Annotated in this window: 23 protein-coding genes; 11 read left to right on the forward strand and 12 right to left on the reverse strand. The window is 44.6% G+C overall.

Translation table 11 applies throughout. The features are described from left to right. Positions 1-6: 6 nt before the first annotated feature. Genes WCW_RS09160 through WCW_RS09175 form a run of 4 tightly spaced genes read right to left on the reverse strand, consistent with a single transcriptional unit; the run spans position 7 to position 2,264 of the window. Positions 7-723, reverse strand: a complete 717-nt coding sequence (locus tag WCW_RS09160; protein ID WP_013182936.1) for a hypothetical protein — start codon at positions 721-723, stop codon at positions 7-9. Next, on the reverse strand, positions 720-1,226 hold the full coding sequence (locus WCW_RS09165; RefSeq protein ID WP_013182937.1) for a hypothetical protein: 507 nt from the start codon (positions 1,224-1,226) through the stop codon (positions 720-722). Before WCW_RS09165 ends, WCW_RS09160 begins: the two co-directional genes overlap by 4 nt. Continuing rightward, positions 1,210-1,854, reverse strand: a complete 645-nt coding sequence (locus WCW_RS09170) for a hypothetical protein (protein WP_143876382.1) — start codon at positions 1,852-1,854, stop codon at positions 1,210-1,212. Before WCW_RS09170 ends, WCW_RS09165 begins: the two co-directional genes overlap by 17 nt. 35 nt (positions 1,855-1,889) lie before the next feature. Beyond that, on the reverse strand, positions 1,890-2,264 hold the full coding sequence (locus WCW_RS09175) for a hypothetical protein (RefSeq protein ID WP_013182939.1): 375 nt from the start codon (positions 2,262-2,264) through the stop codon (positions 1,890-1,892). 181 nt (positions 2,265-2,445) lie between these two features. Between WCW_RS09175 and WCW_RS09180 the strand changes: the two genes are divergently transcribed. Beyond that, positions 2,446-3,957 (forward strand): protein kinase domain-containing protein, encoded by a 1,512-nt coding sequence (locus tag WCW_RS09180; RefSeq protein WP_013182940.1) that lies wholly within the window; start codon positions 2,446-2,448, stop codon positions 3,955-3,957. Here the strand turns inward: WCW_RS09180 and WCW_RS09185 are convergent. The 5 genes from WCW_RS09185 to WCW_RS09205 are packed head-to-tail and all read right to left on the reverse strand — an operon-like array spanning position 3,954 to position 11,849. Continuing rightward, the gene (locus tag WCW_RS09185) at positions 3,954-4,964 is read right to left on the reverse strand and encodes an aminoglycoside phosphotransferase family protein (RefSeq protein WP_041941617.1); all 1,011 of its coding nucleotides are present in this window, start codon (positions 4,962-4,964) and stop codon (positions 3,954-3,956) included. The genes WCW_RS09180 and WCW_RS09185 overlap by 4 nt on opposite strands. Then, a complete protein-coding gene (locus tag WCW_RS09190; RefSeq protein ID WP_013182942.1) occupies positions 4,961-6,145 on the reverse strand; it encodes a type II secretion system F family protein in 1,185 nt (394 codons plus the stop codon). Before WCW_RS09190 ends, WCW_RS09185 begins: the two co-directional genes overlap by 4 nt. Beyond that, positions 6,145-7,770 carry a type II secretion system ATPase GspE gene (gene gspE, locus WCW_RS09195; protein WP_013182943.1) on the reverse strand — a complete coding sequence of 542 codons (1,626 nt, stop codon included), beginning with the start codon at positions 7,768-7,770 and terminating at the stop codon, positions 6,145-6,147. The genes WCW_RS09190 and gspE overlap by 1 nt, the downstream gene beginning before the upstream one ends. Continuing rightward, entirely contained in the window at positions 7,760-10,324 is a 2,565-nt protein-coding gene (locus WCW_RS09200; RefSeq protein ID WP_049767140.1) for a type II secretion system protein GspD, read from the reverse strand. The genes gspE and WCW_RS09200 overlap by 11 nt, the downstream gene beginning before the upstream one ends. Before the next feature lie 52 nt (positions 10,325-10,376). Continuing rightward, the gene (locus WCW_RS09205) at positions 10,377-11,849 is read right to left on the reverse strand and encodes a hypothetical protein (protein ID WP_013182945.1); all 1,473 of its coding nucleotides are present in this window, start codon (positions 11,847-11,849) and stop codon (positions 10,377-10,379) included. 132 nt (positions 11,850-11,981) lie between these two features. Between WCW_RS09205 and WCW_RS09210 the strand changes: the two genes are divergently transcribed. The 3 genes from WCW_RS09210 (at position 11,982) to WCW_RS09220 (ending at position 14,578) form a co-directional block, all read left to right on the forward strand. Beyond that, on the forward strand, positions 11,982-12,410 hold the full coding sequence (locus tag WCW_RS09210) for a hypothetical protein (RefSeq protein WP_013182946.1): 429 nt from the start codon (positions 11,982-11,984) through the stop codon (positions 12,408-12,410). Between the two features lie 9 nt (positions 12,411-12,419). Next, a complete protein-coding gene (locus tag WCW_RS09215) occupies positions 12,420-13,115 on the forward strand; it encodes a hypothetical protein (RefSeq protein ID WP_013182947.1) in 696 nt (231 codons plus the stop codon). Between the two features lie 71 nt (positions 13,116-13,186). Beyond that, positions 13,187-14,578 (forward strand): Na(+)-translocating NADH-quinone reductase subunit A, encoded by a 1,392-nt coding sequence (locus tag WCW_RS09220; RefSeq protein ID WP_013182948.1) that lies wholly within the window; start codon positions 13,187-13,189, stop codon positions 14,576-14,578. A 3-nt stretch (positions 14,579-14,581) separates the two neighbouring features. Here WCW_RS09220 and WCW_RS09225 read toward each other — a convergent pair whose 3' ends face one another. Further along, on the reverse strand, positions 14,582-15,667 hold the full coding sequence (locus tag WCW_RS09225) for a mechanosensitive ion channel family protein (RefSeq protein WP_013182949.1): 1,086 nt from the start codon (positions 15,665-15,667) through the stop codon (positions 14,582-14,584). A gap of 121 nt (positions 15,668-15,788) precedes the next feature. Between WCW_RS09225 and WCW_RS09230 the strand changes: the two genes are divergently transcribed. The 5 genes from WCW_RS09230 to WCW_RS09250 all read left to right on the forward strand — a co-directional run bounded on the left by WCW_RS09230 (position 15,789) and on the right by WCW_RS09250 (position 20,538). Then, entirely contained in the window at positions 15,789-16,577 is a 789-nt protein-coding gene (locus WCW_RS09230; RefSeq protein ID WP_013182950.1) for a DUF2608 domain-containing protein, read from the forward strand. A 33-nt stretch (positions 16,578-16,610) separates the two neighbouring features. Beyond that, complete coding sequence (locus tag WCW_RS09235; RefSeq protein ID WP_013182951.1) at positions 16,611-17,390, forward strand: glycerophosphodiester phosphodiesterase; 780 nt, start codon at positions 16,611-16,613, stop codon at positions 17,388-17,390. Between the two features lie 25 nt (positions 17,391-17,415). Continuing rightward, a complete protein-coding gene (locus WCW_RS09240; RefSeq protein WP_013182952.1) occupies positions 17,416-17,943 on the forward strand; it encodes a hypothetical protein in 528 nt (175 codons plus the stop codon). Between the two features lie 33 nt (positions 17,944-17,976). Further along, positions 17,977-19,500 carry a CoA-acylating methylmalonate-semialdehyde dehydrogenase gene (locus WCW_RS09245; protein ID WP_041941959.1) on the forward strand — a complete coding sequence of 508 codons (1,524 nt, stop codon included), beginning with the start codon at positions 17,977-17,979 and terminating at the stop codon, positions 19,498-19,500. Between the two features lie 363 nt (positions 19,501-19,863). Then, positions 19,864-20,538: a hypothetical protein gene (locus tag WCW_RS09250; RefSeq protein WP_013182954.1), complete on the forward strand. Its 675-nt coding sequence runs from the start codon at positions 19,864-19,866 to the stop codon at positions 20,536-20,538. A gap of 7 nt (positions 20,539-20,545) precedes the next feature. Here the strand turns inward: WCW_RS09250 and WCW_RS09255 are convergent, their stop codons facing one another. Continuing rightward, positions 20,546-21,400 (reverse strand): PhzF family phenazine biosynthesis protein, encoded by an 855-nt coding sequence (locus tag WCW_RS09255; protein WP_013182955.1) that lies wholly within the window; start codon positions 21,398-21,400, stop codon positions 20,546-20,548. 192 nt (positions 21,401-21,592) lie between these two features. On the opposite strand from WCW_RS09255, the gene WCW_RS09260 reads away from it, so the two are divergent. Together WCW_RS09260 and WCW_RS09820 are read left to right on the forward strand one after the other, a co-directional pair. After that, entirely contained in the window at positions 21,593-21,856 is a 264-nt protein-coding gene (locus WCW_RS09260; protein WP_013182956.1) for a hypothetical protein, read from the forward strand. 223 nt (positions 21,857-22,079) lie between these two features. After that, entirely contained in the window at positions 22,080-23,366 is a 1,287-nt protein-coding gene (locus WCW_RS09820) for a S8 family peptidase (protein WP_013182958.1), read from the forward strand. A 30-nt stretch (positions 23,367-23,396) separates the two neighbouring features. Here the strand turns inward: WCW_RS09820 and WCW_RS09270 are convergent, their stop codons facing one another. After that, a complete protein-coding gene (locus WCW_RS09270) occupies positions 23,397-24,482 on the reverse strand; it encodes a hypothetical protein (RefSeq protein WP_143876385.1) in 1,086 nt (361 codons plus the stop codon). Between the last annotated feature and the right edge of the window lie 75 nt (positions 24,483-24,557).

The raw sequence follows: 24,557 nt of genomic DNA on the forward strand, positions 1-24,557 counted from the left end.
ATATTGCTAATTATTATAGGTTATCGATTCTTTAACATGCGGAAAGGGAAACGCATACAAAAGCACTTTATCTTTTCCGTCAGCCTCAACGACAACGCGCATCCTGATCATTGCGGGAAGCTGCCGCCACTCAGCCTTCCATTCGCTTATCCAACTACCCCGACTTCCTTCAAAGGGATCAGGTTCCTCTTCTTTGCGCGGATTCCCGGTTTTCAAATCGATTTTCCCTTTGATTGGAGGCACAAAAAAAGAAAAACTCAATTCCTTAACCCCTTTCATCAAGACTTCATAGCTTTGCGGAATCGGTTCATTTTCCACCCACCGCTTTTCAGATGGCCAGGTGACCAACAAAAGGCGCCCCTGGCTGTCAAGCATGATCCTTCCAATCACCAGATAAGCCATTTCCTTGTCAGACTGAACGCAATTGTCGAAGACAAAAACTAAACTAGGACTGCCAGCCATAGAGATGGCTGCTGCACTCGTTGATGTGAAGAAATGAAAGTCCTTATTCTTTTCTGAAGGAGCAATCGTATGAGGAAGCACTGTTCCCAAGCGATGTTCAACATATCTCTCCTCAAAATTTTTCTCTTGCTGGCGATCGAGCGCAGCTCCCATCAACGTCATTTCATGATAAAAATAGGTTAACACACCCAAAATCATCGCTGTCAAAGTCATTGAGATTAAAAGTTCGAGCATGGTGAGAAACCGCCTGCGAACAATCATGACGATTCCTCTTGATCAGATTCTTCTTGTTCCTCTTCCTCATCACCCTGTGGAAGCTGTCCATCCCCCAAATCGCGCGCGATAAACAGATCGTAGTGATACTTTAAGCCCTTTTTTTCTTCAGATGGGGAAACAAAGAGGTAGTCTAAGCCAATTAGATACAAAGTCAACGCCGCACCAGGCTCCCCTTTGGGTTTAAAATTTTCCACTTTGAAACGATAACTCCCCTTGAATGGAAGTGATTGCAGCTCTTCCCGAGAAATGGAAAACTCCAGCTCATTAACAATTGAAGCCCAGGAAACTTCGTTCTTATACAACTTTTCTAAGAGATTGACATAATGCAAGTTCACCGCGTGATCCAGCTCCACTTTATCCATAAAATGCCGCTGCGTGCGCAGCAAATAGAAATAAGGATAGATCAAAGGGATCGCCGCCATGACGATGAGAGCAATCGCAATCATCACTTCAAGCAGGAGAATAGGACGTTTACTGCGTTTGATCATGATTCTTTTCCGCTTTCGACCCGCTTTTCTTGGGCTGATCCTGCAAGACCTCCTCTACCATATAAGCTGTCAACTGCTTAAAGAAATTCTCATCTTCCTCACTGCCTTTGCAAGCTGTCCACATCTCCCCCCTGAAAGGAACTTGGGAAACGATTTGGCTGGTGATCGCCTGAGGATGCCCCCTCAGGCAAACTGCCCGCCGCATGGCTGCGCCTGTAAACGGATCCTCATGAGAAGAAAAACGCAACTCCCCCTTGCTCATCATTGATCCTCGGGACTGGAAACGAAGCTCCAACATGCCTGGTTGCGAAGGGAAAGAATCCTGCCTTTCAAAGCTGATGTAATGAACAGATTCCATCACACGATGAGACCGCTTGATCACGCTCTCCCATTCCTTTGGAACACCTCCTTCCACCTCTATAAAGTATTCCATTCCTTGATCTTGCGACCAAGGACGCACCTTTAGATAGACATCTCTGGACAAAATCAGCATCATATCCTGAGCCAATCGGATAGAATCGACAAAAAGCGCCGTCTCTGTGTTAAACCTCTGCGTCATTAACGCCCTGCGGATATTGAATCCGATCACTCCAGAAACAAAAAGCAGAATCGAGACGACTATCAACATTTCGATCAGCGTCAAGAAACGCCTGCGGACAATCACTAAGGGTTTTCCCTTCTGTAGTTCTCGTAGTTCTCCGATCGAATGATAATTTCCCCTCCTTCGACCGATACATCATATTCGTCTCCCCAGCCATCATAGATCAATTTATTAGGATCATCGACAAGCGAAGACTTCTCCACAAGTTTTTTCCATTCGGAATCGATATCATCGATGAGCCCTGGGCGTTCGGCAACAGCGAGATTTAAAATTGTCTCCAACCTGGCCATTCCCGTCTCCGTTTTGAATGCCCTTCCTTTGTCCAGCGCTCCTGTATAACGCCACGCCAACGCTCCCATAATGATCCCGATCAACGTGATGACGATGATCATTTCAATTAAGGTGATGTAGCGTCTTTTTACGGTCATTGTATTCATCGCTTCCTCATTAAATAATCTCTATTTTTCTAATTTTAGTGGGATCGCACCTAAATTACAAGCGTTCAAAGGCTATCATCTTAATCATTTATTAATAATGTTTTTTTTAAAAAAACAAAACAAAAACTTTTTTATGTTATAATAATTTTAGGAAAATAAAATTAACCTTACTTGGTGATTTATGAGCAGTTTAAGACCAACAGGGCAGACAGGACAAACAGTTCAATTTGGAAGTAAGACAGCTGTAGCCGAGAGTCGTGGGAAATTTATTAAAGGTGCAGGAAAAGGCAAGAAAAAAACAAGGCTGAGCTTAACTGAAAATCACGTTTACAACATCGCTGCAAAAAAAATCGATTCAAACGGCAAACCAACGCGTTCCAGTCTTTTCCACAAGGCGCGCTATGTAAGAGTGAAACAAGGGAGCGACACTTACGATGTGAATATCGGAAGCCTTGCGAAGCGGCTGGGGATTTCCAGGGGAGAAGCGCGCAAACTCGCAGAAGGAGAGGGCGGAATAGGCAGAATGCAACAGGAAGCGCATGTGCGTGAAGAAGCGATCGAACGCTATAATCGCATTGCAGAACAATATGGGAAACACCAAGGCAAGCTGCAAACAAAAGATGGATTGAACACAGGTTTAAAGCCCAGTACAATTCTGAAAGTTGTTCAAAAAGGATTGGAAATTGGAGAAGATGGCAAAGTAAAAACCAAACCTCAGCAACTAGCTGTCGGAAAACACATAGTGAGAATAAGCGAAGGCGGTCAACTTTCCGTTTTACAAAAAGCGATTGGTGAAGGCTCCAATGGAGCGGTTTTTCAAACATTGAATATTAACAAAGCAAAGCTCGAGGCAATGAAAGAGGCGCATGATAAAAAAGCAAACGAAAAGCTGTTCAATGAACATAAAGTTCTCTTATATTTACAAGATGGGAAAGCAGATAAAAAAATAGAGGGAATCCAATCAGCCCCAAGGGAAGTAACCACGATCAATACGGGAGAAACTCAGAAAGCCTTCTATCAAACAGATCTAGCAGATGGCAGTATAGACTCCAGCAACTCCAAAATGCAGATTTTCAACGCTCTTCCGCAGAGAACCCGCCTAGATCTCTGTAAGCAGCTTCTCAGTGGCCTAGCACACGCCCATACTTATGGTGGATCTCCCTTTTTTGGGGTTGTTCATGGAGATATTAAACCTGAAAACTGCTTGATGCATCTTGGAGACAAAGGATATCCCGAACGGTTCGAACTTGCCGATTGGGGCGGATCAGGCATTAACGAAAAAGCACAATCTTACACTCCTGCTTTTTATCCTACTGACATCTCAGATCGAGGCATCGCTCAAGCAAAAAGAGCAGATGTGTTTGCAATCTCTCTTACCCTTGTAATGGTCTTATCAGGGGGAGAAATGCCGGAATTGCAAACGTCTAATGAAGGAAGCCCCATTCCTGTAGAATCTTCATCGAAAGAAGCCCTAGCCATACGAAAAAATCTTCAGGAAAAAGGGATTGATGAAAAAGTCATCAATGTTTTGATCAAAGGACTGGGACGAAATCGTCCCCCAGCATTTCAGCTAAAAGCTGAATATGAGCAGGCTATCTCTAGTGTTTCTAAAGAACCTGTAGATCTGGAAGCTATTCAGAAATTGAAAGATGCAGTCTATATGCAGCAAATATTGGATAGCTCGTTTCTCTAGATCCAAAATTTTCCCTCCGAAAAAAGCTTTTCGAACCGCTTTTTTTTTCGATCGGCAATTCTTGTGCCAGCCATCCCATTTCTTTGCAGCAAACAAAGATCCTTAATCAATTCTAACATCAGAAAATAAACGAGATGGGATTCATTCGGAAAATGTTTTCCTGAAAATAACCTGTAGCTCTCGACAAAGAAATCAATGGCCTTCTTCGGTAATCCATTCCTTCTCAACTTTTCGATAAAAAAATGATAGGTCTTCACGAAATCAAGGGATACCGGACCCTCCCCTTCCATTTTTTTGTTGATCGACAACGAGATCCCTTCGAGATCGAGAAAAACAATTTTCCCCTTCTCCGGATCATACATTAAATTTTGCGGCCCTGCATCTAAATGGATCACGCCGGTTAAAAAAGGGATGGAAAAGGATTCTAAATGGCACTGATGTAGTTTTTCCAGATAAAACCCCGCTTCGTGCTGTAAATGCAATTGATTAAATTTTTCCTTAAAATCGTTGATCCAAAAATCATAAAATTCCAGAAATCTCTTATGCGGTGATCTGCGATACACAGCTTTTTTCATGTGAAGCTCTGCTAAAGCCCTCCCCAAAGCCTTAAGTGACACGAAAATTTTTTGATGATTTTCTGTTGAACAATCATCAAAATAATTTTGTATCAAATCCGCTTCCACTTTCTGAAAAACAGCAACATCGTACAAAACACGATCATCCTCCGCCCTAAAATATCCGAGGATTTTTGGAAAATCGCTGAATCTAAGCTTAAGCGATTTTAACACTTCGATAACATACTGAAGCTGTTTTATCCCCGGAAATTGATGATGATGGACGGGAAACAGCATCAAGTAAAGCGTGGTGCCATTCACTTTTAATTCAACCTTCCACACCCGTTTGCGCTTCGGCGGAATATGCAATGTATGATTTGTTATGTCTGCAAACGATAAGCTGTCCTTGCTTAATTGCAGCTTATCGCATAAAACGTCGATCACTCCCTTCACAATGAAAACGAGCTCATATCTGCTAAAGGCAAAAGGATTGCCAACAATACTGTTCCTATCACCAGTCCCATAAAAATCAGGATGATCGGCTGCGCAAGCGCCATCAAACGGTCGAGTGTTTTTTCCAAATTTTCCTCGTAAATATCAGCAATTTTATTCAACATCACAACTGTTGTTCCAGAATCCTCGCCTACTGCCAACATCCGCGAAACCATTTGAGGGATCCACTCCGATTTAGACAATTCCTTACTCAAGGAACTTCCTTCAATGATTTTTCCTTCTGCTTTCCTTACCTCTTTTTCCAAAGTCTCATTCAACATCACGTTGCGCGCAATCTTCAAAGAGTCGATCATCGTCATTCCTCCATTCAGCAAAGTTCCCATTGTGCGTGTGAAACGCGCAATGGCAGCCTGCACCATTAATGTCTTGATAACTGGGATCTTGAGCAGCTGCCTTTCCAACCACGATTTTCCTTCAGGAGTGCGCAATCGGAAAAACGCCCACGTGGCAAAAGTAAAAACCACAGGAACATACACCCACCACCAGGCGCGGAAAGCGTGGCTTAAGCCCATCACAAAAGCGGTAAACGCATTAAGTTCCCTGCCTTGGAATATCCCTTCGATCATCGGAACGACAAAGCCAAGTAAGATGATAATCAGAACCAAGCAGAAACCTGCTAAAATACCAGGATAAATCATTGCAGTCATGATGTCTTTGCGCAATTTATACTGTTTAGCTAAAAGCTCTGCTAATTTTTCCAATACAACGTCCAATGACCCTGAGGACTCTCCAGCACGAATCATTGAATAATAGAGTTTATCAAAAGTCGCTGGAAAGTCTTCCATAGCTGCCGAAAGGGACTTACCCGCCTTGATCTGTTCACATAAGCTAAGCAAAATGCGATGATACCGCTCATGCCTGCACTGCTCCTCAAGGGCAATGAGGCTTTCATAAATGGGCACGCCAGCGCCGACCAATTGAGCAAGCTGCATCGTAAAGGCAAGAAGCTGATCGCCATTCATGTTCTCTTTAGAGACTGCGCCTTGCTTCATTTCGATCGAAGCCACCATCACTCCCTGGTCACGCAAGCGGCTGCGAGCATCTTTTTCACTGTGGGCATCGATAAGTCCGTTTTTTTTCTTCCCTTTGGAATCAATGGCTTGATACGCATAAAGAGGCATTACTCCACCTCCTCAAATCCTCTTGTCACCCTAAGAACTTCCGCAATTGTCGTAACTCCGGCAGCGGCAAGATGGGAACCGTGAGAAAGCAAACTCGACATACCGCTTTCAAGGGCGATCTTTCTCAATTCGACGGCATCCGGGCTTTTCACAATCTGCTTTTTAATCGGATTGTTGATCACCATCATTTCGTAAATGCCGTGGCGGCCGCGGTAGCCCGAGCCAAAGCACTCCTTGCACCCCTCTCCTTTGAATAACTGCCCGTTATTCAAATCGGACCGGGCAAGCCCGAGCGACTTGATTTCGTCATCAGATGCTTTGTAGGCAGTGGAGCAATCAGGACAAATACGTCTGACGAGGCGCTGTGCAAGAACACCGACAATCGTCGAAGAGAGAAGGTAGGGCTCGATCCCCATATCGACTAAACGCGTAATCGCAGAAGGGGCATCGTTGGTATGCAGCGTACTCATGACAAGATGACCGGTCAGCGATGCTTGAATAGCGATCTGCGCTGTTTCTAGATCTCGGATCTCCCCCACCATCACGACATCGGGATCCTGCCTCAATATTGTGCGAAGCCCTGCAGCAAATGTTAAGTTGATCTTCGGTTTGACTCCGATCTGTGCAATCCCTTTCAAGTTGTATTCGACAGGGTCTTCAATCGTCATGATGTTCGTTTCATCGCTGTAGATTTCATTGATGGCACTATAAAGAGTTGTTGTTTTACCACTTCCCGTAGGGCCTGTCACAAGAAGAATCCCCTCGGGAAGCTTGATCATCCGCTTAAATTCATCAAAAACCTCCGGCAGCATGCCTAAAGAGTACAGGCCAATCACCACATTTCCCTTGTCCAAGATCCTGAGAACAATTCTTTCGCCGCCGGTGATGGGGACTGTGCTGACACGAAAGTCGATTTCACGCCTTCCCATCCTTAGCTTAATTCTGCCATCTTGCGGTAAACGGTGCTCGGCGATATCCATTTTCGCCATCACCTTGATACGGGCAAGAAGCTGCGCCTGAAGTTCAGGAGAAGGAGAGTGGCGGGTTTGCAAAACACCATCGATTCGATAACGGACGCGCAAACCTGACTCCTGAGGTTCAAAATGGATATCGGAAGCCCCTTGCTGAATCGCTTCTGTCAAAATCAAGTTGAGAAGCTTGATGATTGGAGATTGCTCTCTGGACGTATCAAACAGGTCGTACACTTCAACTTCGTCGTCTTTTCCCTCCTCCCTTCCCTTTGCCAAGGAGGCGATAAATTCTGAAGCCGCTCCTGTTTCCGCATCGTACCGTTCGCCAATGGCAAGCTCGATCATTTCCCGGGGGCTGTACACGGCTTTGACTTCTCTCCCAAGCAACATTCTGATCTCTTCCAAAGGATCGAGATTGAGAGGATCGGAGACAGCAACGACTATGAGGTTTTCTTCTTCCTTGATGGGAAGCAGCGTATGTTTTTTAACAAAGCTATAAGGAAGCATTTTGAAAACTTCACTTGGGGCATAATAGCCGGTAAGGTCATCATAGATCTCCATGCCAAATTGCTCTGCCATGGATCGGTTGACATCCTCCCCTCCAAGAACACGCCTCAGTGTCTGATCTTCATCGGATGCCTCATTATCTGCCATGCCATTCATCCTCCTCGCAGATGTACCTGGGCCTTTTGGGTCCGAATAAAATTGTCATGTACCCTTGTAAGCAACGTTTTTTTTCGCACTCAAGAGCTTCGTTCAACTTAGCAATGAAACAGGGAAGATCCCCCGGCCTTCTGCACAAATGTTCCTTGCGCAGCTTCGCAAAATCCTCACGAGGATCGGAAATGATTTTCGGAGTCATAAAAATGACGAGTTCAGTTTCCTCATCGGTTAACTGTGTTGTACTGAAGAGTTTGCCCAATCCCGGCAATTCGCCTAAAAATGGAATTTTATCGCACATATCGCTTCCCTGCTTTCGCTGCAAGCCGCCGATGATTACCGCCTGGCCATCGGGAATATTCACCTGATTGATGATCTGCCGACGGTTAACCTGAGGTTGGCTTGAGTTTTGCTGCGATGGAGGGATCGTATCAAAAGTGATCTCCGAATTCAAAGTGATATAATTTTCTGGATCACCGAAATCTGTATCTTCAGAATAATGGATAATCGGAGTCACGCGAATCGTGATTCCATATTGAGCTCTTGTAAAAGCATTTTGCGCTGGAACAGCTGCACTGTCTGTAATATTGGTTCCAACAAGGATCGACCGCTCGTCCTGGATAGAAATGACAGCTTCCGTTTGGTTGATCGCAACCACAGAAGGGCTTGCTGTCAAATAGACATTGTCCTGACTCATCAGAAACTTGTAAGCCAGATCAAAAGCAGGAATTCCGCTATCTGTTTTTTTCCGGCTGATAAAAAAGTCGATCACACCGCGGCCGCAAGTTGCAATGGTGCTTGCATCCGCAATCGCCTCGCACTGGTCCAGGCCGCCGGCCCAGACGGTCGACGTCCGATGTTTTTGCGAAGCGGCCGATCCGATTTTCAACAAATTCAATCCGTAAGAGATATCCCTCTGCAAAATTCTCTCAAAAAGAAGCACTTCGATTTGCACCATCTTCTTGGGAACGTCAAGCTTGGCAATGATCTCTTTGAGCTTAGGCAAAATGTCGGTCTCGACCACCATGATTAACGTTCCTGTTTTGGGATCCACGATAAAATTATCACGCCCAACATTAACTTCCCGATTCTGTACTCCTGGCTGCGTTTCAATAGGCCGCGGATTAATTGAATACCCGCCCTGTTGATAGAAAGGAGGAGTAAAATAACTTGGAATTGGCAGGGTGCGCTCAAGGTTCTCTCTTTCCTGCTTGACAGCATCCTGAATTTCTTGCCGTGCACGCTCTTCAACATTCCTCAGCTGTTCTTGAAGCTCTTGATCCACTTGTGCAAGGTCCTGTGTCTGAAAACCCACTCTGTTGGCAATCATCAATTCGTAAATTTTTGATAGGATTTTCGCCAAATCTTCTGGGTCGGAGTGTTTAACGGAATAAGAGAAAATGCTTTTGTCTCTAGCTGCACCGACTTGGTGTTCCACTTCTCGGATAATCTCCTCCGCTTTTCTAATCTCTTCCGCAGTTCCAATGAGAAAAACGGCCTGAGCGACTTTGGGCAATGCAATCACAGTCAAGGCAGAAACTCCTCTCAGCTGCCCGTTTGATCGATTGCTGCGCTGAGGCGGCTGCCGGATTGGAGGGCGATTGCGATTGTCCGCTCCCTGCCTCTGTCCAGGCTCAAGCGGCGCTGCTTCCTGGACATCTTCTTCTTCAATAAATTCTTCAAAAATTGTCGATAAGATTTTCGCCATTTCCTCTGCCTCTACGCGAAACAGGGGCACAGCCTTATATTCCAATTCTCTTTTGTTTGCAGTGACAAAGTCGTAGACTTTGAGGAGATCTTTAACAGCATCCGCCTCAGCGGTGATCATGATCACCCGGCCGACCCTTTGCAAGACCGTGCTATTAGGATTGGTAAATTTCTCTAGGAAAAACCACACTCTCCTGACATCCATCGGTTCGGGAGAAAAGACAAAGCTCACACGCGCATTCCCGGGATACGCTTCGAGATCCATGGGATTGCTTGTGATCAACCTGACAGTCGAAAAATCATCTTTGATTCTGTACAACTGACGCAAATAAGGATTCAGCTCCTTAATGCCAACTCCGCTTTGAAGCAAGATCTGCTCCAACATTTCTCCCCAAGAAGCATGAGGAATCGGAATATTTGAGCTAATGCTGACCTGAATCGAGGCGATATCCGGAGGAATCATGTAGACAAAATCGAGAGAACCATAATCGATAATCAACTGCTGAAGATTTGTATCAGGCTGATGCCAAAGAGCGTACCCTTCATCCTGCATACCAGGTTTTGTCACCATCTCCCGCCAGCTCTCTTGAAGGATGCGGATATTTTCCTTGGCATCGTTGATCTGGACTAAGAGATCATAGTAAGATTCCTCTGGGGCATCTTGCTCGTACAGTTCAACTACCCTGTTCTGCAAGCTGTGCAAAACTGCCTGTCTTTCCTGAAGCTCGCTATTGAGTTCGCCTAAAAATTTCTGCATTTCCGGGCCGAGCTCACTGCCTCCTGAAGCGATTCCCGCTTTCTTTTCAGCGATTGTCTGCCCAGAAAGAGGCATCAAATTCATTAAAAATATTAATCCAATTAAACGATAAGTCATATGCCGATATCTCACTTGCCTACTGCCCATTCTTTCTGTCAAAAGAGCCGCGTAATGTTTTAATCCTTTCGATGTGTTCTTCAGGGATCTTGCCTTTGTACCGCTCCCTGATCTTTTCAATGTACTCTTCCTGTCCCTCAGGAATCACCTCTTCAACCTCGCCTTCCTCATCCGTTTTTTCTTCCTCTGCTTCCTCAACATTTTTCCTTGGGAGAGGCTTCGGCGAGTCTTTCACTACAGGTGTTGCTCCTTGCTGAAGCGGGATTTCCACAAGCTTGACGTCTGTACGGGCCGTATTATAAATCAATCCAACGAGAAGCTGCCTTCCGTCGTCTCGAAAAATCTCGTCGATCACAAACAGAGGACCTGTGACTCTCCTGTCAACATAAGCATCTATCTGCTCCGGAGTGGAAAGCTTCACCCATTTTCCTTCCGTAAATAAATACCAATCCTTGGGACTGATCAGTATCCGCTCCCCTTTCACTTCAAACATCAGCTGGGACCTTGTGCGGGCACCGACAAATTTAAACTCTTTCTCCAAATTTCTTGGAGCGGCTGTCTCGGTTGATTTGATCACATTCAACGAGACCTTTCCTTTGCCTCCGACATCCCAAAGATCGAATTTCAACAAGCGATCTTCCACTTTACTCAACACTAAAAGAGGGTATTTCTGTGTATCTTCCCCTGCAGAAACTTGCTTCCATTTTCCTCCGATCCAAGCGGCGCCGTCCCCCTCCCCCAGATAGATGGAATAAAGCTCATCCTTTTCGCCAAAATCGATTCTCTGCTTGTTGAGCTTATCTCTGTATTCCTCGCCGCCATGCCTCTCAAGAAAAAGATCCTTGCCATACCAACGCGCCCTCTGCCGCGCAAGCAGCGTCCCATCCACTTTCCATTTCCCGATCTCCCAGCGGCTGGCCCCATAACGGGCCATCTGCTTCTCCTTCAAATTGAACTGGGCAAACTGTTCAGGCTTTCGAATCACCTGGCCATACTCATTGCGCATGGAAACACTGACTGACGCTTCTTTATCCAAAGGCACAGCTTCAATCCAAAGGGATGTTTCTTTATTATTCGGACTGAATACGTATTTGATCCGCGGCTGGTCCTTATCATAAACCAGGTACAGCGGCTCTCCCGGAGGAATCGATTCGGAGTCTTTCGACCCTGTGATCGAAAAGTGCAGAAGCGACTCCCCCTCATTAGCATCCGGCCTTTCATTCCTTCCATAGTAGACGATGACATTCCTAAGATCGGGCAACTGAAGAGTCATCGGAAAGAATTTCAACTGCAGAAGGGGAGGGCCGATCCGATCGTATTCCTCCTCTGTCTTTGCAAAAGCCCCTTCAGGCAGGATCATTTTCTTCTCAGATAACTTAGGAATAGGGATTTGCGAAGGACGTTTCCATAAATAAAAAAATGCCAGAAACGTAAAAATCATGATTAAGCCCAAAAGAGCCCTGTTGATCCAGATCATCCAGTTTTTCGTCATGCGTCCATTCTGCCACAAAAATTCGAAAAAGATAAATGATACCTTATTTCTACAAATTCTTTATAGTGACAAATTTCTTTTCACAGTATATAAGGAAATTATATAAAAAATTATTTAGGAGGAACCCGTCGGATGATGTCAGATAAAAAAGAGCACGAAGAGGAGATCATCGTTGAAAAAGAAACGAAAGAGGAGAGCGGAAAAAAATTTTCTGAAACGATCGAAAACCTCAAAAAAAACAAAAATATCGAAAGCATATTAGAGTATGCGCGCAATAATACAAAAGATACTGTTGCTTTTGTTTTACTGATCATCGGTATTCTTTGGATGTTGGGGCAGCCTTTCAATGGCGGAATTCTCGTTGGATTAGTCGTTGGCTTTTATTTTTCCAAAGAGTTCATCAGCTATGTGAAAGATTTTAATTCCCACCTTGAAGAGCAAGGGCTGGCCAAAACAGTCATTTTAGGAGGGGGAGCGCTTGCCCTTTTCTTTCTTGCTCCCGGAATTTTCATTGGCGTTGCTGTGATGGCTGCTTTAAAATACCTCTTAAAATCGGAGTAGAGGCCATTAATGGTTTCTCAATACGACTGTTTACTCCCTGAAGAGTGCCTGCAGATTCAGCAGCAGCTCCATTCCCTGAAGGACAAGTGGGAGCCTCGCTTAGGAGATCTACCCTTTTATACACTCGGGGCGGCCAGCTATCTGGATGCCGGAAAAAAGGGAGAATTTTTCTATAAGATGAAAGCCAAACGGTTCAATCCTTTGCTCAAAGAGCACTTCGATTCTCTCTATCAGAAAGTCGCTGAAGTGCTTGAAAAGGAAACGGGCAAACCTGTTGTTTATGAAGAAAATTACGGATATCCGGGATTCCACATTTTTCTTTTCTCTGAAGTGTTCGAATTCAACATCGCTTCTGTACACTTCGATCTTCAATTTCAAGAACTCTCCTGGCGTTATAAAAACGTCGATCAACTTCACCCCTTAAGCATTACACTTCCCATTGCCCTGCCGGGATCAGGAGGAGGGATGTTTTGCTGGGATATCCACTACCGGGACGTCAAAGAGCTGCCGCGCTCTGAATTGGAGAAGCGTTCGCAGGAAGAAGAGCCGGTCTTGATCGAATACTCGCCAGGTCAAATCGTGGTGCATGAAGGACTTTTCCTTCACCAGATCGCCCCTGCCGAGGAAATGAAGGAAAATGACGAGCGGATCACCCTCCAAGGACACGGACTTTTTTGCGATGGCGCCTGGCATTTGTATTGGTAACTCTTGGAAGTCGTTGCAAAAAACCCTTTGAATTCGCTACCTTTTGAATCAACCGTTGATCAAGAGGAGCCATGGTTCATATTAAAGTTACCAAAGGATTGGATATCCCCATCTCAGGGAAGCCTGCCGGAAGCATTCAACCGCTCACTTTAAGCGGAGAAGCCAAGCAGAATAAAACGCCAAAAACCCTTTCACTCAACTTAGATCCTTTCAAAGGGATCCGTTTCAAACTTCTCGCAAAAAGAGGAGATCGAGTCAAAATTGGGCAGCCTCTTGTCGAAGACAAGCTAACCGAAGGGAGGGTTTTCGTTTCTCCTGCAGGAGGAACAATCGCCGAAGTGCGCAGAGGATTGAAACGAAGACTCATCGACATCATCATAGAGCTTGATTCTGAAGAGCAGGAAATCAATCACGGATCCATCGACGTTGCCTCTGCATCCAAAGAGCAATTGGTCGATCGGTTTCTCCGAAGCGGTATTTTTACACGGATCAGGCAACGCCCCTTCAACCTTTTAGCCGATCCCGCAAAAACGCCACGCAATATTTTTGTGAAAGCTGTAGAATCGGCTCCTTTCGTCCCTCCGGCTGAAATGCAGGTAGAAGGAAAGGAAAAAGAATTTCAAGCAGGGTTGACCGCTTTGTCCAAAATGACAGATGGCAAGGTGCATCTTATCTATCGAAAAGGAACGGAATCCAGAGCGTTTACCGAAGCAAAAGACGTAGAGAAGCACACCGGCGAAGGGCCCCATCCTTTGGGCACCCACTCACTTCACATCGATCGAATCGATCCCATTCAAGGAGTGGAAGATATTGTATGGACGCTTAATGTCCACGATGTTGTTTCCATCGGCCATTTATTGAAAACGGGAAAAATATTAACTGAAAGAGTGATCGGCATTGCTGGGCCAGGCATCATTTCTGGACGTACCGGCTACTTTAGAGTACGTGAGGGATTCCCCATTGAAGCGCTGATTTCAAACCGCATTAAGGAGGGGTATGTGCGGCTGATTTCAGGTGATCCGTTAACAGGGAAAAAGGTGGAATCGGAAGATTATCTTGGCTTCTATCACTACGCTTTTTGCGCCATTCCCGAAAGTACAAAGCGAGAATTCCTGCATTTTTTCCGTTTAGGCCTCAACAAGTACAGCTACAGCAGAGCCTATTACTCAGGCCACATCGATTCAACAAACAAGCAATACGATTTTACCACTAGCCAACACGGCGAGCACCGAGCATTCATCGACCCGACTCTCTATGACAAAATCATGGAGCTTGATGTCCCGACCATGCAGTTAGTCAAAGCAGTGATGTCAGAGGATTTCGACATGGCAGAGGAACTTGGATTTTTAGCTGTGGACGGCGAGGATTTTGCTCTGCCCTCGTTTGTCTGCCCTTCGAAAATCGATATGATCAGCATTATCGACGACGGACTGAAGGCTTACGCAACCGAAGTGCTCGAATAGATCCTAAAGTCCTGAGTCTTGATCAGGATCATTTGATAAATGAACTGTTGTGGTTGGAAGTGCGATTTCAGCGCCTTGAGATTCGATAATGTCTGCGATTTTTAAAAGGACATCCTGTTGAATATCGCGCCACTGCCCCCAATTTGTCGTTTTAGTGAAGCAATACACCTCTATATTCAGTGAACTAGCTCCAAAATTCATGAAATGCACGAATAAAAATTTTGATCGATCAATCGCTGAATGCGTTTCCAGCATCTTTCTGATCTCTTTGACAATGGAATCGACTTTTTTCACATCAGCATAACGCACGCCGACAGTTTCTTTGATTCGCCGATTGTACATTCTACCCGGATTTTCAATGATTGCATCGATAAAGACCGCATTGGGAATATATGTGGGACGTCTGGCAAATGTACGAATACGCGTCATGTACCAACCGATCTCCTCGACAACTCCTTCAAAATGTTTATTCGGTGAAAGGATCCACTCACCAATTGCAAAATGGCGATTGATATGGATCATCAGCCCTCCAAAAAAGTTGGCAACAATATCTTTGCCTGCAAAGCCAATTGCCACGCCGCCAATTCCGCCAAATGCCAACAAGGCTGTCAACTGCACTTCGAAAATGTCAAGCACGATCATTCCGACCACAAATAGAATAAACACCGTGAAAACTTTTCCGATAGCCTGGATCAGAGCTTGATCCTGAGCTGCGCTTTTACGGCTGCTCACCCGATTAACCAGCTTCTTTTGAAAACGGGATTTCCAACGCAACGCGATCCAGGCAGTAAACAGGAGAAAGAAAAGCTGGCGAATTTTCGCGATGAAGCTGGCCGGAATCAAAAGATCTGTGGATCCAACCATCGCCTGAATAAGAAGGAGGATGCCATAGCCCCAAACTAACCAGGAGGAAGGAAGATAAAACGAATCACACAAAGTGCGCAGCCACTCCGGCAATGATTCCATCCCAACAAGATGGCCTAAGACTTTACGGACAACAATGCCCATGATCGCAGTCAAAGAGAGGATCAGCCCTAACTGCACCCAAAAAATTGAAGGAGCGCTGATGATGATCGATAAAATTTCCATAAAGCAAATAATATTAGTACAAAATTTCTTGATTTGCAAGGCTAAGTTAGTTATATCTGATCCTTGTCAAATTCCCAATTTTTGGATCACGATCGGTATAGCTTTATAAGATGGGCATAAAATGAAATTTGTAAGAAACACAACATTCCTTCTATTTGCACTGTTCTGGGCAACGGTGCTCCCGGCTGAAATTTATGAAACATCCCGCATGGATGAACTTTACGGTCACCTCGAACCTGGAATGCTGGTCGTTTTCGATATTGACAACACTTTGATCGAACCTGTGCAAGAACTTGGCAGCAACCAATGGTTTGAAAATAGAATCAAAGAATACTTTTCCCATGGCTACAGCAACCATAACGCTTTGCATACAGCACTCAAAGAGTGGATAGCGATCCAACACATCACATTTGTGAAATTGGTGGAGCCTGGGATCGATGAGGTCGTCAAAGACCTCCAGGGAAAAGGTTACACAGTGATGGGACTGACGACCCGGGACCTCACTCTATCGGATCGAACAGCGGAGCAGCTGCAATCTGTCGGCATCGATCTTTCAAAGACCGCTCCCACTCAGGAAGAAGTGTTTTTTATGAACGAGCGCGGAGTCCTTTTTCACAAAGGATCTCTCTTCACTGCCGCAACGCACAAAGGAGAAGCGCTTCACAAATTTCTTGAAATCTCCGGATATCAACCAAGTTCTGTGATGTTCATTAATGATAAATATTCCCACCTTATCCCTGTGGAAGAGTATTGTTCTCAATCCGGAATCCCTTTTGTGGGTCTGCGGTATGGACATACTGACGAAAAAGTGAAGAGCTTTTGCAAGCAGATTGCCGACGTGCAATTTTACCACTTCGGCCACATCTTATCGAATGAATCTGCGGAAAGGATTCTGCACGAAAGAGATTGAAATCGTTTTTACCTTTTTTTATAAAGGATGGGTATGAAAATTCTTCTTGTCTTCCTGATTTTCATCTCCTCTTTGCTCGCGGCCAAAGACATCGCGATTATTGCTCACCGAGGAAATTCCAAGGAAGCTCCGGAAAATACCATATCCGCCTTTCTCTCCGCAGGGAGAGTCGAAGCCGACTTTGTCGAATGCGATGTGCATCTAACCAAAGATGGCATACCTGTGGTTGTCCATGATCGCTTCCTGTGCCGCACAATCAATTCTCATTATCCTATTGCCATAGAAACCTTAACTCTGGATGAGCTCAATTCTTACGATGCCGGCAGCTGGTTCTCACAGAAATTCGAAGGGCAGCGCATTCCTACGCTTTCCAACCTACTAAATACGGAGCTTGGCCGTACTGGCATTATGTTAGAGATCAAAGAAGGTTCAGCCCCCCCGAACATCCTCGCTAAAAAAGTTGTCGAAGCCGTTAACAAAGAACCCCGCAGAACTGTCATCATCGGCAGCCAATCTGCGAAAATTTTAGAAGAGGTGCGCAAACTTTCCCCTCGCCAACCGATCATCGCTATCATCGAAGACATTCACAAAATCAAGCCCCATAGAGAAAACCGCCCGAATTTTTATGCCTTGCATTCTTCGATTGTTTCCAGCGAGCTTGTGCGCGTCGTGCATGACGAACAACGTTTAGTTTGGGTGTGGACAGTGGATAATCCGGATAAGGCGCGCCATTATGCAGAAATGAATGTCGACGGCATCATTACCAACAGCCCGCGCGAGATGCGCCACGCCGGCATTTCTACGCTTAATTGAATTTTATTTAACAAGGAGTGTTCCCATGGGAACTCAATCATTAACTGACAACATCTACTATTCAGTACGCAACGCAGCTTCAGCGGGATGGGAAATTGCTCAATCGTGTGTAGGAGTCAGGCAAAACGCGTCCACAACAGAAAAAGTGTATAGAATTTATAACGCATCAGTTGCCGCTCTTGTTGCTGCGGGATGGGCCTATGAAATCGGGAGTTCAGTCCTGGACATCTCCTCAACTTCCGGACCATATGAAAGCGCTTGGAAAACGATCACGATTTTCTTAGCCACAGGAGAATATCTATCAGATGCAGCATTTCATGCGATCGCCTCCCAGGTTTCGGAGAACTCATCCACAGAGTTTAAAGCCGCAACCATTGCTCTCGACATCCTCCGCTTAGGCATTATCGGAAAGCTGCAAATGACTCAACCCCCGCTTTCAACAATCCCTCCAGCTTTGAACTATACAGATATTTTCAATCATTTAGGAAATATCGCCTACAACACAGGATTGATCAGCCTTTTCTGTCCTTCAAAAAAAGAGCATAATGAATAACCTAATCAATGTTTTTCGGTTAAAATGACAACAATGTATCCAAAAATCCCCAAAATCGGCGCTCTTAAACCTGCCTATCTCTTGATCAATGGCGAATGGATCGAGTCTGTTTCTCCGCATAGAATTAAAAATCTCAATCCGGCTACCCAGGAAGTTCTTGGAGAAATTCCCATGTGTACCGAAAAAGAGGTAAACCAAGCTGTACAGGCCGCTTTTAACGCTTATTCTTATTGGAGAGAGGTTTCTCCTTCCCAAAGGGCGCGCACCATGTTCAATTATCAGCAGCTTATCCGAGAAAATATAGAGAAGCTGGCCCACAATATTTCACTTGAGCAAGGAAAAACCTTAGCCGACGCTAAAGGAGACGTTACTCGCGGTCTCGAAGTTGTTGAATACGCTGCCGGAACCCCCTCTCTGATCATGGGAGAGTCCGTGGAAAACGTCTCGATTGGGATCGATACCTACAGCCTACAGCAGCCCCTTGGCGTTTGCGCCGGGATCACTCCTTTTAATTTCCCAGCGATGATCCCTCTTTGGATGTTTCCGATCGCTATCGCATCCGGCAATACCTTTGTTCTCAAACCTTCCGAGCAGGCGGCAACGACAGCAAATATGCTTGCCGAGCTTGCTCAGAAAGCGGGTATCCCAAATGGAGTGCTCAATGTGATACATGGTGGAAAAGAGGTGGTCAATGCACTTTTAGACCACTCGCTGATCCGCGCCATTTCCTTTGTTGGCTCTCCTCATGCTGGCCATGAAGTTTTCGCAAGGGCAACTTCTCAAGGCAAACGGGTGCAAGCACTTTTGGGAGCCAAGAACCATGCCGTCGTCATGCCGGACGCCAATAAAGAAAAAACTCTCAATGCTATTGCCAGAGCAGCTTTTGAAGCATCAGGGCAGCGGTGCATGGCTCTCCCGATTGCGATTTTCGTGGGCGAGTCCAAAAAGTGGATTCCCGAGCTGATTGAAAAAGCAAAGAAGTTGAAGGTTGGCCCAGGTCTGGATCCTTCCAGCGACCTGGGTCCTCTAATATCGCCGGAAGCCAAAGAAAGAGTACTCTCTATTTTTGAAAGCGCGCTTCAAGAGGGAGCCGAACTGCTTCTTGATGGGCGTCAACTCCAAGTACCTGGCCATGAGAACGGCAATTTTGTCGGTCCTACCATTTTCAACAAAATCACACGCAAAATGCGTATCTATGAAGAGGAAGTTTTCGGTCCCATTCTTCTTTTGTTCGAGTCGACATCACTTGACCATGCCATCTCGATCATCAACAACAACCCCTTCGGCAACGGAAGTGCCATTTTCACTGAATCTGGCCACCACGCCCGCCACTTTCAGCACTTTGTCGATACAGGGCAAGTTGGCATCAATATCCCTATTCCTGTTCCTCTCCCTTTTTTCAGTTTCACAGGATCAAGAGGATCAATCAGAGGCGACTTGCATGCCTATGGCAAGCATGCCATCCGTTTTTACACACAGACCAAAACAGTAACGGCAAAGTGGTTTGGCACAGAAAGCCGCAACTATGAAAAAATCTACGAAGAAACGCCTGTCTGACCAGTTGCAGTCAAGCAGCTCAATCTGAATAAATTAGGCGATATAAGCGGGCCTCTACATCAAAAACTGATTCTTGAAGTTGATTCGCTATATACCAAATTGGAACTAAGATATTTAACATTTTTTAGAAAATTTCTAGAATTTTTTATATTGATTCCGATATAAGGTAAATTTACAGATCTTTTTAAGAGATTGCTTGAATATTCTCCAAACCGGAATCGATATGGACTGGTTCTTGGTCAAAGTTTCCTCCATTCTTTGATTAAGAACCAGTTTTTTTTCTTAACAAAATATTTTACATTTCTTTACAGACCTTTAATTTCAAGATGTTATAATAGATTTGAAATTAAGGAGTTAAAGTTTATGTTTCCTCCAATCGATCATACAAAACCGAATGTGAGTGCTGCTGTTTCCCTTCCCGAAACATCTTCTGCCTCGCAATCAAAGATTCAATACTTCGTGATCAATAACTTTGATTTCATATCAACCAGAACCTGTCGCGACCTCTGCATCACCCAAATCGATTCTGCAAGCGAGCTTGACAGCAAAATCCAGCAGCTTGTCCGTACCCATTTTGAAGGCGGACAAAGAGTGTATAAAATGCACGAAAAAATCGCAGCCTTAGACTTTAAAAATATCGTGGTTCAAGATGGTGAAAACACTCAAGTCATTTCAGCTGAATCAATTAAAATCATCTTTCTCAACGATGAGGAATATGACCTCATGGTTGATTCTTTTATCGAAGAGCACTCAACAAAAGTAGAAGAAGAGGCTGATACCAGAAGCATTCCTCTTTTCAGCAAGCAAGGCCTTGCATGCATTAAAGCCATGACTCTGGTTTTCCGCAAAAATCAGGAAATTGTCGCGTTTTTCACTCAGGTAAGGGAACAAGAACTGACCCGCGTGGACGAAGAGATCAGAGAGAGACAAACAAAAAACAGAGACAAGCGTTGGAATCAGTGGATGGACTACTGGCTCCAAAAAGACGAAAACCGTCGCGAAATTTTAGTGACTGTTTTAAAAAATTCTCTACTTTGAAATAAATTTACATCTGCATTTCTGTCTTAAATACAGGAGTTGCTTCCGCATATAAGCGATAAATATTATCGTCATAGTCTATTTTGACATACCCCGGACGCCCTAAAAAATGCCCCTGCTCAGTGTAAATCGAGGTCAAGGAGGGATTAATCAGTCCGGTTTCTCGACAGTAACCGAAAAGTCCTCCCTGCATCGATCCTGTAAATGGATCTTCGTTTACGCCGACAGCAGGTCCAAATGCCCGTGCATGAACATGGTTTTTAGGATCAATGGCAAAAGGGGTCAATGCACAGATCATGACAATCTCATGCTCTAAGCAATATTGCTTCACCTCATCCATATTGGGGCGCAACCCCCCAAGGGTCTCTAAATCTTTGAAAGCAAGATATAGATAACGATTGCCTGTTTCGATCATCGGGGAAGCGATTACATCGGGAAAGTCCAGAGGTTCAAGAGATACGGTGAACGGTTCCAAGTTGACCTCCGGCGATTCAAAGTTGAAGCTAGGTTTGCCGGCAGTGCAATCAATCTCCAAATTAATGACTCCAGCGTTTGTCTCCGCACGAAATTTCTTTTTTTCCCCGTGCTTCACCCAACCATCTTGCTCCATCGCAGACATTGCTCCAATAGTTGCATGTCCGCAAAAACGGATTTCATCGCCTGTGGGTGTGAAATAACGAAGCTTAAAGTCCGCGGTTTCACTGGGGAGGATATATCCTGTTTCAGAATGTTTCAGCTCGTTTGCCAAATGTTTCATCTCTTTATCGTTCATTCCACTAGCATCAATCACTGTTGCCGTAGGATTTCCTCCAAACATCGTATTTGTAAAAGCGTCTGTCTGATAAATTGTTAATTTTTTCATTTCAGTACCAACCTTTCTTGCATCGGATTTTGAAATATACCGAGCTAACCTAGCATTTTCGTTTATTTTATACAATGAAACAGAATTTGAATATAGAAATAGGGTTCATAGCCAGCCATTAACAAAAAGTTTAGAAATAAAAATTATTTTTTATATTAAAAATTAGCTAACAGCACCAAGGAGAATTCTGTTATGTATCGTCTATTACTATTATTTTTGCCCTTCTCTCTTCATCTGAATGCGGCTACAGAAGAACAAAAGCGGATAGAAGAAAATATTCAAGAAAGAAAACAGATAGAAAAAGAAGTCCAGGAACGCGAATTGGACAAACAACGGCAGCAGAGAGAATGGGAACGCCGATTGCAAGAAAGAAGGCGTAGAGCACGTGAAGAAGAGTATCGAAGAGAAGAGCAACGCCGCATTGAACGACGACTTCAAGACCAAAGACGTTATTAAGAGCGTGTCCTCAATTAGATAGTGTCGCCCGCGAGTTTAACATTGCAGATAATTACAAATTTTTTCCAGGGAGAGCTTCTTGGAAGACAAGGCAAGCTGGTATCAGTTGGCGAGTCTGAAAATGATCTTCTCAGGGAAAAAGAAGCAGCAAGATGCATGTTTAGCTAATTTTGACGACCCGCTCTATAATGAAGTATTTGGTATAAATTCAAAAGGTTGTTTTATGAAAAAATTCTTTTTAATTTTTATCATCGCTTTATCGATGGGATTCCCGCATGCTTACGGGGAAGAGCACCGATACATCGTCAAATTCAAAAGCAATTCTAAAACTAAAAGAACAGCCAGTCCCATAACTGACGCTCCCAAAGGACACGTGATCCGCTCTCTTAAAAATGGATACGTGATCAATCTCAACGAAGCTTTAGACATAAAATCGATTCTTGAAGACAAGGAAGTGGAATCGGTCGAACAAGACCGCCTCATGCACCTGATCGAACCGACCAGCATAATTCCTGTTAAATCCAACATTGAAAATGAAGAAAAAATCCCAAACGGAGTCAAACGGATCAAAGCAGACACAGGAGACATCTACCCCGAAATGACTGTTGCTGTCATCGACACAGGCGTTGATCCGAATATCCCAGATATCGACGTGGTCTTAGGAATTAACTTCATTAATTCTTCTAAGGCGCAAACAGATGACAACGGACACGGTACGCATGTTGCCGGTACAATCGCTGCTAAAATCAATGGACGCGGAGTCGTTGGAGTCGCTCCCGGCACAAAAGTAATTGCCCTTAAAGTTCTTGACGCTAAAGGATCCGGCTGGATGTCAGACATCATCGCAGCTATCGAGTGGGTAACTGAACACGCAGATCAGATCGATGTGGTCAATATGAGCTTGGGCGACTTAGGAAATGGCACTTTTATGCATGAAGCGATCCAAAAAAGCGTCAACAAAGGCATCGTCTACGTAGTCGCTGCAGGCAACAGCAGCATGGATATCTACGGCCATAACAGAAATTATTTCAAAGGAAGCAACTTTTTCCCTGCCTCTTATCCTGAAGTGATGACTGTTTCCGCTATGACTGACACAGATGGGAAGCCCGGCGGAAATGGACCAAAGAGTTCATACGGAGAATTGGATGACACACTTGCCTGGTTTTCCAATTTCAGCACAGCTGTTCATCCCGATAATCCAGTCTATTCACCTGGAGCCGGAATTGATTTAGCAGCTCCAGGTGTGGACATTCTATCGAATGCTCCAGGCGATAAACTTATGAAAATGAGTGGAACCAGCATGGCTTGCCCACATGCCGCAGGCGCCGTAATTCGCTTCATTTCAGAGTATGGAGAAGAGTATATGGAAAACGGTAAAAAGGACGCACAATTTGTCTACAAAATCCGTCAAGCATTGATCGATATTGCTCAGCCTCAGGAAGAGTGGAATGACAATCACGATGCTAGCGATCCCGATTCAAATCACGAAGGGCTCCTCCAGGTTCCTTGATTTGAAAATCAAGGAACCGCTTTTTACCTCTTAATTCAAAGAGATTGTCGTAATAGCCGGAATAACAGGGCAACCGCCTTGCAAAGCCATGACTTGCGAAAGCAGCGAGAACGTTGCTTTCGAGTTTAAATCTCTATCATCAATGTAGAAATAAGAACCCCGATAGCAGACGTATATCCCGCAAGGAACACAATCATCTTTGGTAGAAATCGGCTTGCTGTTGATCGATATGATGCCGTCAAGCAATTCCGACCAATCAAAATAATTACCATTTTCATCAAGAGTGACCGTGACCTTACCGCTCTTTTCATCACAAAGAGGAGGATTAACTCCTTGAGAAAGGAAATAAAGGACACTCAGGAGCGATCGCGTATCGACGAGCACCTCATTGCGTTCTCTCTTCGCACCGTGATAAGGAAGCATGCGGATACTATATGTCCCGGAATCCACATCAAGAAGCTCCCAAACTCTGGCATAAAGATGATTCATTGCCAAATTCGGTGCAAGCGCGATAGAGAATACAGGTTTTCCTGTTTTAGGATGCACATCAACGACAATATTGATCGCATCGTGCAATTCAAGCTCTCTGAAAATGTTCATCAATTCAGAAAATTTTTTATAATCTGGAGCAGCCTCCGGAGTTGGACCCGAAGCTGATGGCGCATTTGCCAGGCCATTCATCCGTTGCACCACGACGCGAAAAACGCGATCGATACGCCATCCAGAAGAGTTTAACAGCAAAAGGCTAGGCAACTGGATTGGAGTCAACAACTCCTCAGAAAACCCTTTTCCGCGAACGGGAGAATACACCGTCGTCGGCTTATCGATCAAATCCAAACCTAACTTCAGAGTATCGTTTTCAAAAGAATTATCTTTAATATCAGCACCAAGGCTGCGTTTTAATTCATAAGCGGAAGAGATCGTACCAATCTGCAAAAAAGTTGGTGTGTCGCGATAACGAAGGCGCACAAGGTTTAGCAATAACTGCGTGTCGTTGCTGCGCTGTACGGCTCTGTTATAAGCCAAGCTGTCGTTTCTCAAACTTGTCGGTCCAAGCTTTCCCACACAACCTGTCGCCATAAATACAGTAGTCAATAGAATGCAAATTGATCTCATAATATCATCCATAAATTTTACAAATTTAGGAGAAAAATTTACTAAATTTTGAAAAACTTTTCAAGAATATTCGAT

The sequence above is a fragment of the Waddlia chondrophila WSU 86-1044 genome (genome assembly GCF_000092785.1).
GTDB classification, from domain to species: Bacteria; Chlamydiota; Chlamydiia; order Chlamydiales; family Waddliaceae; genus Waddlia; species Waddlia chondrophila.

Excerpts from the sequence above, each read along its gene's own strand:
- WCW_RS09230 (WP_013182950.1), top strand. The coding sequence starts at position 15,789 with ATGAAATTTGTAAGAAACACAACATTCCTTCTATTTGCACTGTTCTGG.
- WCW_RS09260 (WP_013182956.1), top strand. The coding sequence starts at position 21,593 with ATGTATCGTCTATTACTATTATTTTTGCCCTTCTCTCTTCATCTGAAT.
- WCW_RS09160 (WP_013182936.1), bottom strand. The coding sequence starts at position 723 with ATGATTGTTCGCAGGCGGTTTCTCACCATGCTCGAACTTTTAATCTCA.
- WCW_RS09205 (WP_013182945.1), bottom strand. The coding sequence starts at position 11,849 with ATGACGAAAAACTGGATGATCTGGATCAACAGGGCTCTTTTGGGCTTA.
- WCW_RS09820 (WP_013182958.1), top strand. The coding sequence starts at position 22,080 with ATGAAAAAATTCTTTTTAATTTTTATCATCGCTTTATCGATGGGATTC.
- gspE (WP_013182943.1), bottom strand. The coding sequence starts at position 7,770 with ATGGCAGATAATGAGGCATCCGATGAAGATCAGACACTGAGGCGTGTT.
- WCW_RS09215 (WP_013182947.1), top strand. The coding sequence starts at position 12,420 with ATGGTTTCTCAATACGACTGTTTACTCCCTGAAGAGTGCCTGCAGATT.
- WCW_RS09270 (WP_143876385.1), bottom strand. The coding sequence starts at position 24,482 with ATGAGATCAATTTGCATTCTATTGACTACTGTATTTATGGCGACAGGT.
- WCW_RS09170 (WP_143876382.1), bottom strand. The coding sequence starts at position 1,854 with ATGTTGATAGTCGTCTCGATTCTGCTTTTTGTTTCTGGAGTGATCGGA.
- WCW_RS09180 (WP_013182940.1), top strand. The coding sequence starts at position 2,446 with ATGAGCAGTTTAAGACCAACAGGGCAGACAGGACAAACAGTTCAATTT.
- WCW_RS09240 (WP_013182952.1), top strand. The coding sequence starts at position 17,416 with ATGGGAACTCAATCATTAACTGACAACATCTACTATTCAGTACGCAAC.
- WCW_RS09225 (WP_013182949.1), bottom strand. The coding sequence starts at position 15,667 with ATGGAAATTTTATCGATCATCATCAGCGCTCCTTCAATTTTTTGGGTG.
- WCW_RS09220 (WP_013182948.1), top strand. The coding sequence starts at position 13,187 with ATGGTTCATATTAAAGTTACCAAAGGATTGGATATCCCCATCTCAGGG.
- WCW_RS09255 (WP_013182955.1), bottom strand. The coding sequence starts at position 21,400 with ATGAAAAAATTAACAATTTATCAGACAGACGCTTTTACAAATACGATG.
- WCW_RS09235 (WP_013182951.1), top strand. The coding sequence starts at position 16,611 with ATGAAAATTCTTCTTGTCTTCCTGATTTTCATCTCCTCTTTGCTCGCG.
- WCW_RS09200 (WP_049767140.1), bottom strand. The coding sequence starts at position 10,324 with ATGAATTTGATGCCTCTTTCTGGGCAGACAATCGCTGAAAAGAAAGCG.
- WCW_RS09250 (WP_013182954.1), top strand. The coding sequence starts at position 19,864 with ATGTTTCCTCCAATCGATCATACAAAACCGAATGTGAGTGCTGCTGTT.
- WCW_RS09245 (WP_041941959.1), top strand. The coding sequence starts at position 17,977 with ATGTATCCAAAAATCCCCAAAATCGGCGCTCTTAAACCTGCCTATCTC.
- WCW_RS09190 (WP_013182942.1), bottom strand. The coding sequence starts at position 6,145 with ATGCCTCTTTATGCGTATCAAGCCATTGATTCCAAAGGGAAGAAAAAA.
- WCW_RS09165 (WP_013182937.1), bottom strand. The coding sequence starts at position 1,226 with ATGATCAAACGCAGTAAACGTCCTATTCTCCTGCTTGAAGTGATGATT.
- WCW_RS09175 (WP_013182939.1), bottom strand. The coding sequence starts at position 2,264 with ATGAATACAATGACCGTAAAAAGACGCTACATCACCTTAATTGAAATG.
- WCW_RS09210 (WP_013182946.1), top strand. The coding sequence starts at position 11,982 with ATGATGTCAGATAAAAAAGAGCACGAAGAGGAGATCATCGTTGAAAAA.